The organism is Lacibacter luteus, from assembly GCF_004118265.1.
GTDB lineage: Bacteria > Bacteroidota > Bacteroidia > Chitinophagales > Chitinophagaceae > Lacibacter > Lacibacter luteus.
Map to the genome: position 1 here is coordinate 16,039 of NZ_SDHW01000007.1, position 11,005 is coordinate 27,043.

Consider the following 11,005-nt stretch of genomic DNA (forward strand, 5'->3'; position numbering starts at 1 on the left):
ATGAAGCAGATTTTCTTTGTTATATCATTAGTAGTTTGTTCAGTGCTTTCGGCGCAAGTGAAGATCGAGAACAAACAAGTTTCATCAAGAACAAAGTTTGGCGAACAGCGATTGAATGCAACCATTACACAGTTAAAACTAAATACTGTCAAACACAGTATTGTCCTAAGCAAACAACCAACCGGTAAGAAAGAAGGTTTCACAATTGAAACAAAAAATAACCGTACTACTATTATAGGTAATGATGAGTCAGGAATTTTGTATGGCTGTTTAGCTTTTGCTGATGAATTAAAGAAGACAAAAAAGTTTCCTGGTACCTATTCATTCAGCGATGCTCCCGAAATGGTCTTACGTGGTGCATGTATTGGTGTACAAAAACCGTATTATCTCCCCGGCCGAACTGTGTACGAATATCCTTACACACCTGAAACTTTCCCCTGGTTCTACGATAAAAAATTATGGATACAATATTTGGATTCAATGGTAGCCAACCGTATGAATTCATTGTATCTCTGGAACGGTCATCCGTTTGCATCCTTGGTAAAGCTGAAAGATTATCCTTATGCAGTGGAAGTGGATGATGCAACGTTCAAAAAGAATGAAGAGATCTATCGCTTCTTAACAACGGAAGCTGATAAGCGTGGCATTTGGGTGATACAGATGTTTTACAATATCATCGTCTCAAAACCATTTGCTGAACACCACAAGATCAAAACGCAGGAACGTGAACGACCCATCATTCCGTTGATCTCAGATTATACACGTAAATCCATTGCAGCATTCGTAGAAAAATATCCAAACGTTGGGTTGATGGTTTGTCTGGGCGAAGCAATGGAAGGTGTAGGAAAAGATGATATTGAATGGTTCACACAAACCATTATCCCCGGTGTAAAAGATGGATTGAAAGCATTGAACAAAACAGAAGAACCACCCATTGTTTTGCGTGCACATGATACTGATGCGCCTGCAGTGATGCGTGCTTCCTTGCCACTCTATAAAAATTTATATACGGAAGCAAAGTTCAATGGTGAAGCATTGACCTATGCAAGGCCAAGAGGAAGCTGGGCTGAGTTACATCAAACATTAAGCAGGCTCGGCAGTGTACAAATTGAGAACGTACACATCCTTGCGAATCTTGAACCTTTCCGTTATGGGTCACCTGATTTTATTCAGCAGAGTGTAATTGGTATGCACGAAGTAATGGGCGGTAACGGTTTGCATTTGTATCCGCAGGCATCCTATTGGGATTGGCCTTACAGTGCGGATAGTGTAAAGGGCAAACGTTTATTGCAAATTGAGCGTGACTGGATCTGGTACAGTGCATGGAGCCGTTATGCATGGAAAGCAAAACGAAACCGTGAAGAAGAGATTGTTTATTGGAGCAAGCAATTGGCATCGAAGTTTGGATGCAGTGAAGCTGATGGCAGAAGAATATTAACAGCGTATGAAGAAAGCGGCGAGATTGCTCCGAAATTGTTGCGTCGTTTTGGTATTACTGATGGTAACCGACAAACATTGACATTGGGTATGCTGATGACACAACTCATCAATCCGTTCCGCTATGGTTTGTTTACGTTGTTGTATGATGCGGAAGCACCCGAAGGTGAAATGATCCTTGATTATGCAGATAAACAACAGAAAGGCATCAAACATATTGGTGAAACACCACCGCAGGTAGCCAAGGAAGTTGTTGTACACGGTAACAATGCAGTTACTTCTATTATGGAAGTTTCAAGAAGAATTACGAAGAACAAAGAAGAATTCAACCGTATTGTAAACGATATGTATTGCTACAAAGCAATGGCCGATCATTTCAGCAGTAAGGTGCAGGCAGCAGTACAATTACTTAAATACAAATACAGTGGCAATATTGCTGATCTTGAACTGGCAGTGCCCATGCTTGAAAAAAGTGTAAACGATTATAAAGAACTGGCGGCATTAACTGCAGATACTTATCTCTACGCTAACAGTATGCAGACACAGCAACGCAAAATCCCCATGCGTGGTTCAAATGCAACTTTTAAACATTGGACAGAAATGGTGCCTGTGTTTGAAACAGAACTCAAGACATTTAAATACAAAATTGATTCACTCAAGAACAGGTCTAACGTAAAAGCACAGGAACGCAAATCACTTCAGCAGGTAGATGTTAAACTGAATCATGTTCCTGTTGTGTTGAATGAAGGTGCTGTACTTTTTAGTGACACCAGTTTTCGCATTAAGCAACTGGCACCTGAGTTAAAAGGTTTGAAAGCAGTAGAGCTTTCTTTTAGCAGACAATTACGTCAACCAACCGAGATTAATTTTTATACGGATAAACCGGTGAAGATATTGGTGGGCTATTTCAAAACGCAACGTGCTGCATTTACTACTGATACTGTATTTGCAAAAGCGCCTGAGCTTGAAACAAATGCAAGTGCGGATGATTATGGCCAGGCCGAAATAAAAATTTCCAATGCCATTGCTATTGAAGGTATGCCTCCGGTGAACATTCACAGCTATTCATTCAAAGCAGGATCACATACATTGAAATTGCCGAAAGGAGTTTGCCTGGTGCTGGGTTTTGTGGATGGCACACAAATCATCCCTGTATATGATGCCATGCTGATGGGTGATGCAAAGAATAGAAATATTGATTGGTTATTTGAATAGTCTCTCACAGATTACTCAGATTAGCACAGAAAAATCCGTGAACATCCGTGAAATCTGCGAGCATGGAATAGAAATGTTGATTGGTTATTTGAATAGCTCTTACAGATTACGCAGATTAGCACAGAATTTTCTGTGAACATCCGTGAAATCTGCGAGCAAGGAATAGAAATGTTGATTGGTTATTTGAATAGCTCTCACAGTTTACACAGATTCGGACAGAAAATTCTGTGATCATTAGTGTTATCGGTGAGCAAAAAATAAATAAATGAAAAAACTGATTCTTTTTGTTTTTGTTACAGCCGTTTGCTTTACCGCAACGGCTCAGCGTTTTTATGATGTTATTAAATACGGTGCAAAGAACGACAGCAGCAAGATCGCAACAAAGCCCATTGCCGATGCTATTGCAGCTGCATCAAAAGCGGGAGGCGGTACAGTGTATTTTCCTGCGGGAAAATATTTAACCGGTCCAATTCATTTAAAAAGTAACATCACCATTTTGATTGATGCAGGTGCCGAGCTGCACTTCTCAGATAATTTTGATGATTACCTGCCGATGGTGGAGAGTCGTTATGAAGGTGTGGATGTAAAAAGTTTTTCGCCATTGTTTTATGCATACAAAGCGGAGAACATTGCCATCACCGGAAGAGGCACGATCAATGGTCATGGGCAAAAGTGGTGGAACTATGCATTAACGTTTTACAAAAACCAAACAGAACGAAACAAATATCAACTCCTGTTTGATAGTTTGAATAAAGATATTCTGCTGCCGGATGATCCAACACAAATGAAACGTGGATTTCTGCGTCCGCCGTTTATACAACCATTGTATTGCAAGAATGTATTGATCGAAGGCATCACTATTACCAATTCACCTTTCTGGACAGTAACACCTGAGTTCTGCGAAAACGTAACGATTAAAGCAGTCACAATTAATAATCCACCTTCACCAAATACAGATGGTATCAATCCATCGAGTTGCAGGTATGTGCATATTTCCGATTGCCATATCAGTGTGGGTGATGATTGCATTACGATCAAATCAGGGAAAGATCTTCCGGGAAGAACAAAAGCAACACCAGCTGAAAATTATACTATCACCAATTGTACCATGCTTAGTGGACATGGTGGCGTGGTGATCGGCAGTGAAATGAGTGGTGATGTAAAGAAGATCACCATCAGCAATTGTGTGTTCGATGGAACGGATCGTGGCATTCGCATTAAAACAGCAAGAGGAAGAGGTGGTGTAGTGGAAGATATCCGTGTAGATAATATTGTGATGAAGAACATCAAAGCACAGGCGATCGTGCTCGATATGGAATATGCAAAAACACAACCTGCACCCGTGAGCGAACGTACGCCGCAGTTCCGCAATATCCGGTTGAGTAATATCACTGCTTACACCAAACAGGCGATGTTCATTAACGGTCTGGATGAAATGCCTGTGAGTGAGATCAGTTTGAATGATTGTGTGTTTGAAGCAGAAACAGGTATTACGATCCGCAATGGTAAAGATATTGAACTGCATAACGTAAGAGTGAATACAAAAACAGGTGCATCATTGTCAGTTGAAAAAACTGAACGTTTAACGGTAAATGGTTTTGTTTCAGCGAAGCCGTTGACAACTGCACCGCTTATCCGTTTAACAAATGTTGAGAATGTGTTGCTGATGAACAACTGGCCCTTCAACGGAACAAAAACATTTGCAGAGATAAAAGGTGCAAACACAAAAAATATTTTGTTTAAGAATAATACACTTGGAGAAGCAGCGGTGATAGTTGCGGATGATGTGAAGAAGGAAGAGGTGAAGCAGTAGTGGGTTGCTCACAGATGACACAGATGATCACAGATTTTTTTCTGTGTTAATCCGTGTAATCAGTGAGAAAAAAAGATGAATAGAATTGTTGCAGTACAAGAGTGCGACGCAACAGAAGCTTAATAGAAATTCAAATGATGACTTACAAAAAAATAATTTTGGCTTTCGCATTACTCTTAACGTGTAATGCATTTTCTTTTGCGCAGGATTTAAAACTCTGGTACAACAAACCGGCTGTTAAGTGGACGGAAGCATTGCCCATTGGTAATGGTCGTTTGGGTGCAATGGTGTTTGGTGCAATTGACAATGATCATTTACAGTTTAATGAAGAAACATTGTGGACGGGTGAGCCGAGGGCTTACAGCAGACCGGGTGCGTACAAGTATTTAGACAGCATTCGCCAGTTGTTGTTTGCAGGAAAGCAAAAAGAAGCAGAGGCGTTGGCTGAGAAAGAATTTATGGGGTTGAAAAGTTTTGAAGGTGAACGCAGCGGATGGATAACCAAAGCAACGGTCGATAAAAAATATGCTGCAGCAAATTTTGATGACAGCAAATGGCCAACGATGACGGTGCCGAGTTGGGAAGGATGGGAGCAGGTTGGTCATGGTGGATTGGATGGCGCTGTGTGGTTGCGTACAAGTTTTGTGTTGCCTGATGATTGGAAGGAAGAAGATATGATCGCTGATTTCAACCGCATTCGTGATTGGGATTACTCGTATGTGAATGGTGTGTTGGTTGGCAGTCAGCAAAATACTGAAGGAAGAAAATATACTGTTGCAAAAAATCTCTTACACAAAGGCAAGAATACAATCGCCATACTAGTGCTGAATTTTTCGGATAAAGGTGGCGTGTATGGTTATAAAGACACGAGCATTCATATTGGTATTGCACCTGTAAGTAATCCCAATGCAAAAATTTCATTGAATGGTGATTGGAAATATTTTGTGGTAGATGATAATCCGCCACCCGTTGGTGCTTACCAGGCAGCGTATCAACCATTCGGTGATCTGCATTTAAAGTTTGCCAACACTACTGCTGCAACGAATTACAAAAGAGAACTGGATATAACCAATGCAGTTGCTGCAACAACTTATTCATTGAATGGCGTGAATTACAGAAGAGAATATTTAGTGAGTCAACCGAACCAGGTAATTGCTGTTCATTTAACTGCATCGCAAAAACAAAGCGTCAGTTTTGAAGCGGAGCTGAGCAGTGCACATAAAAATTATACCGTTACAAAAGTGGGAAATGATCTTGTGTTATCGGTGAAAGTAAGAACAGGTGCATTGCGTGGCGAAAGTTATTTGCGTGTAGTTGCAAAAAGCGGAACGGTAAAAATTGATAATGGAAAATTGATCATCAGTAATGCAGACGAAGCAACACTTTACTTAACTGCAGGTACAAACTATAAAAACTACAAAGACATTACTGCTGATCCAAAACAACCCTGCATTACAGCACTGGCATCAATTGCCGGAAAAACTTATCTGCAGATCAAAGCGGCACATATAAAAGAATATCAGCAATATTTCAATACATTTTCATTGAACCTTGGTAAATCGGCCAATGAAAGTTTACCAACCGATGAACGTATTGAACAGTTTGCAACAGCAAATGATCCATCGTTTGTTGCGTTGTATCTGCAATACGGTCGTTATTTATTGATCGCTTCATCAAGACCGGGAACAAGACCGGCAAACCTGCAAGGTATCTGGAACGATCTTGTAAATCCGCCATGGGGCAGTAAGTACACCACCAACATCAATGCAGAAATGAATTACTGGCCAGCAGAGTTGTTGAATCTTTTGCCGTTGCATCAACCATTGTTTGATATGATCAGTGAATTGGCGATTACAGGAAAGCAAACGGCAAAAGATCATTACAACGCACCGGGTTGGGTATTGCATCACAACACCGATGTGTGGAGAGGTACTGCACCGATCAATGCAGCCAATCATGGTATCTGGGTTACAGGTGGCGCATGGTTGTGTCAGCATTTGTGGGAGCGTTATCAATTCACACAGGATAAAAACTTTTTAAAGAACAAAGCTTATCCCATTATGAAAGATGCCGCTTTGTTTTTTAATGCATTTCTTATTAAAGATCCGAAGACAGGTTATCTCATCAGCACACCATCCAACTCACCTGAGCAAGGTGGATTGGTGGCTGGCCCAACAATGGATCACCAGATCATTCGTGATTTGTTTAAGAATGTAATTGCTGCAAGTGAAGTGCTGAATGTGGATGCGGAGTTACGTACAATACTGAAAGAAAAATACAAACAGATCGCACCAAACACAATTGGTAAACACGGACAATTGCAGGAGTGGATGGAGGATGTTGATAATCCGAATAACAAACATCGTCATGTGTCGCATCTGTGGGGATTGTATCCCGGCAATGAAATTAATTGGGATGAAACACCGGAGATCACCAAAGCTGCCAAGCAATCACTCATTTTCCGTGGCGATGAAGCAACAGGTTGGAGTCTTGGTTGGAAAATTAATTTCTGGGCGAGATTTAAAGATGGTGATCATGCATTTCACATGATCAAGATGTTGATGAGCCCGGCAAAGAATGGTGCAGGCAGTTATCCGAATTTATTTGATGCACATCCGCCATTCCAGATCGATGGAAATTTTGGCGGTGCTGCAGGTATCGGTGAAATGCTGATACAAAGTCATACAAAATATATTGACATCCTGCCTGCCTTGCCGTCGGCTTTAGCCAGCGGAGAAGTGAAAGGCATTTGTGCAAGAGGTGGTTTTGTTGTGGATATGCAATGGAGCGAAGGGAAGTTGATGAAGTTGAAAGTAAGATCAATTGCAGGTACTGAATTGCGTTTGCGTTATAATGGAAAGATCGTAACAATTAAAACAATTAAGAACGGAGAGTATCAGTTTGATGGACAGCTCAGATCATTATAGTATCAATATTTTTCTTTCACGCAAAGACGCAAAGGCGCAAAGTTTAAAACATAAGTTTCTTTGCGTCTCTGCTTCTCTGCACCTCTGCGTGAAACCCTTTGTGATTCTCTTTGTCTTCGTGTCTCTGTGGTTTAATTCTTCCGCACAACGCCAGGATATTTCATTAAACGAAAACTGGCTGACCATTGCAACAAGTAACGATCAGCAATTACCAGCGAATACGTATCAGGCAACCATCAACAGCAACTGGAAGAAAGTAAACGTTCCGCATAACTGGGATCAGTACGAGGGTTACAGAAGGTTGTTACACGGAAATCGTCATGGCGATTCATGGTATCGAAAAACATTTACAAGCACACAAACAAAAACCGGCAAACGTTTCTTTTTGTTTTTTGAAGGAGTAGGATCGTACGCCGCTGTTTATCTCAACAATAAAAAAGTTGGTGAACATATTGGCGGACGAACAACGTTTACATTGGATGTAACCGATGTGATCAAAACAGATGGCACAACAAATCGATTGGCAGTAAGAGCTTATCACCCATCCAATATTCAAAACCTTCCCTGGGTTTGTGGAGGTTGCAGTGATGAACGTGGTTTTAGTGAAGGCTCACAGCCGATGGGTATTTTTCGTCCCGTGCATTTAATTGTTACGAATGATGTACGCATTGAACCGTTTGGCGTGCATGCATGGGCTGATATAACAGAGAAAGAAGTGCAGCTGAATATTGCAACCACACTTAAAAACTATTCACAGAAGAAAAGAGATATTGTTGTTGAACACAGATTGATTGATGCCAATGGCAAAGAAGTAAAAAAGATAGTTGAAAAAGGTGTAAGTGTAGAAAAAGGAACTTCTGTTGAACAAAAATCCGACATCATACATCCGACATCAGCCATCAATCTCTGGTCTGTTGAAAACCCTTATCTCTACAAAATCATTTCAGTTGTAAAAGAAAACAATGTTGTTCTTGATAAAATTGCAACAGAATTTGGTTTCAGAACCATCAACTGGAAAAATCCAACCAACCAGTTTTTCTTAAACGGAAAACCCGTTTTCATTAACGGTATTGCGGAGTATGAACATTTGCTGGGACAAAGTCATGCGTTCAGTAAGGAACAAATTGTATCCCGTTTCAAATGGATGCAAGCTGCTGGCTTCAACGCCTTCCGTGATGGGCATCAACCGCATCATTTATTATACGGACAGTTGTGCGATGCAAAAGGAATTCTTTGGTGGACACAGTTGAGTGCACATGTGTGGTATGATTCGCCTGAGTTCAGAAATAATTTTAAACAACTGTTGAGAGAATGGGTGATCGAACGACGCAACAGTCCGTCGATTATTTTATGGGGTTTGCAGAATGAAAGCAAACTGCCTGAAGATTTTGCAAAAGAATGTACAGAATTAATTCGTTCACTTGATCCAACTGTATCTACACAACGTTTGGTTACAACCTGCAACGGTGGAGAAGGAACCGATTGGGATGTACCGCAAAACTGGACGGGCACTTATGGTGGTAATCCTGCAACGTATGGTGATGATGTAAAGAAGCAAGTGTTGATCGGTGAGTATGGTGCATGGCGCACAATTGATCTGCATACTGAAGGTGGCTTTGTACAAAATGGAATTTTGAGTGAAGATCGTATGGTGCAGTTGATGGAGCAGAAAGTGCGTTTAGCCGAATCAGTGAAAGACAGCAGTGCCGGGCATTTCTTTTGGTTGCTCACATCGCATGATAATCCCGGTCGTGTACAAGGTGGTGAAGGTTTGCGTGAACTCGATCGCATTGGTCCGGTGAATTATAAAGGATTGCTTACACCATGGGAAGAACCAACGGATGCGTATTACATGTTCCGCAGCAATTATGCTGATAAGAACAAAGAACCGATGGTTTACATTGTTTCGCATACATGGCCCAACCGATGGATGAAGCCCGGTATTAAAGACAGTATTTATGTGTACAGCAATTGCGATGAAGTGGAATTGTTTAATGATGTAAATGGTTCATCGTTTGGCAAGCAAAAGAAGAATGGCATCGGCACACATTTTCAATGGGACAATGTGAACATACAATACAATGTGTTGTATGCAGTGGGTTATGTGAAAGGGAAAGCAGTTGCAAGAGATACCATTGTGTTGCATCATTTACCACAATCACCCAACTTTAAGCAACTGTATGCAAATGCAAAACCGTTAACCAAACCAACAGCAGGTTGTAATTATATCTATCGCATCAATTGTGGCGGGGCAGCGTATAAAGATGAAAATGGAAATACATGGGCTGCAGATAAAGGCTTTGCAACATCATGGACAAAAGATTTTCAGGAAGTGCCGGTGAACTTTGCAAGTCAACGCAGAACATTTTCTCCAATCAAAAATACAAATGACTGGAAGCTGTTTCAAAGCTTCCGCTATGGAAAGGATAAACTCAGTTACGAATTTCCATTGCCCGATGGTGAATACTTAGTAGAACTTTATTTTGTTGAACCGTGGTTGGGAATTGGTGGAGGTACTAATGCAAAAGGCATGCGTTTGTTTGATGTAGCCATTAACGGAAAGACTGTTATTGATGACTTGGATATCTGGAATGAAGTTGGAGTTAATACAGCTTTGAAGAAAACAGTAAAAGCAAAGATCAGCGGCGGTAAGATGATCATTTCATTTCCTGAAAGCAAATCGGGACAGGCTGTTATTTCTGCGATTGCCATTGCTTCAACAAAGAATGGTATTAAACCGGCAGCAGCATCATCGCTTATCAGCAAACTTTCATGTAACAATTGTACAGAACAAAGTTGGTTGGATATTGGGGATAAAAATTATACTTATTCAAATACCACTATAAATAGCTTGCCTTCAAATTTATTTGGGGCTGACTGGATACGGTTGGATCAGAACAAAGAAAGCAGTCCGGTGTCATTTACAACAAATGTGGAGCTGGATCTTTTTTTTGCGGTGAAAGAGAATCGATCTTTCTCTGATGCCGAGGTTTTGAATACGCAACTAATTACTGATGGAATTGGAGGAACTGAATATAAGATATACCGCAGAAGATATGCTGCAAACAAAGAAGTTAAGCTGATGATCGATCCATACACATTGGTTTTTTATCTTCCTGTCAACAAAATGCAACCTGCATACGATTTAAAACCAATTACGCCTTATCGCACAAACGTTGCAATCATTAGCGATGGTGTAACAAAGGATTCTGTTAACGGAAGATTATGTGCTCTTGTAAAAACAAATGAAGCAGCAAACATGCAATGGCCTGTGCAAACAGGAGTGGCTGATATTTATTCTATCACTGTGAAATATTATTACCCGAAAGAACAAATAGTAAAAGGTAAACTGTCTTTATACGATGCAGGTGGCAACAGGATGATGCAGGAAGATGTGCAGTTTACTTTTACACGTGTAGGTAAGTGGAATCAGTTTACGGTCAATACCGGTTCGCAGATCAACGCCGGTAATTATGTGGTGAAGCTTGAATTGGAGAATGGAGAGCAACTGGCGGTGTCGGGGATAGAGATACAATAGTATTTGAACCACAAAGACACAGAGAACACAAAGCAACACTAAGAGATCAAGTTGATTGAACTAAATGAGATTGCT

General features: G+C 40.7%; 4 protein-coding genes. All 4 read left to right on the forward strand.

All coding sequences use genetic code 11. The features are described 5' to 3' along the window. The 4 genes from ESA94_RS18390 (at position 1) to ESA94_RS18405 (ending at position 10,930) form a co-directional block, all read left to right on the forward strand. Complete coding sequence (locus tag ESA94_RS18390; protein WP_129132415.1) at positions 1-2,652, forward strand: alpha-d-galacturonidase; 2,652 nt, start codon at positions 1-3, stop codon at positions 2,650-2,652. 265 nt (positions 2,653-2,917) lie between these two features. Continuing rightward, on the forward strand, positions 2,918-4,465 hold the full coding sequence (locus ESA94_RS18395) for a glycoside hydrolase family 28 protein (RefSeq protein ID WP_129132416.1): 1,548 nt from the start codon (positions 2,918-2,920) through the stop codon (positions 4,463-4,465). A gap of 158 nt (positions 4,466-4,623) precedes the next feature. Continuing rightward, positions 4,624-7,392, forward strand: coding sequence for a glycoside hydrolase family 95 protein (locus tag ESA94_RS18400; protein ID WP_240671094.1), 2,769 nt, complete (start codon positions 4,624-4,626; stop codon positions 7,390-7,392). 118 nt (positions 7,393-7,510) lie between these two features. Next, positions 7,511-10,930, forward strand: a complete 3,420-nt coding sequence (locus ESA94_RS18405) for a malectin domain-containing carbohydrate-binding protein (protein WP_240671095.1) — start codon at positions 7,511-7,513, stop codon at positions 10,928-10,930. The last annotated feature ends 75 nt before the right edge of the window (positions 10,931-11,005 follow it).

Bases quoted from the DNA above. Each gene is read 5' to 3' on its own strand.
- ESA94_RS18395 (WP_129132416.1), top strand. From the start codon at position 2,918: ATGAAAAAACTGATTCTTTTTGTTTTTGTTACAGCCGTTTGCTTTACC.
- ESA94_RS18390 (WP_129132415.1), top strand. From the start codon at position 1: ATGAAGCAGATTTTCTTTGTTATATCATTAGTAGTTTGTTCAGTGCTT.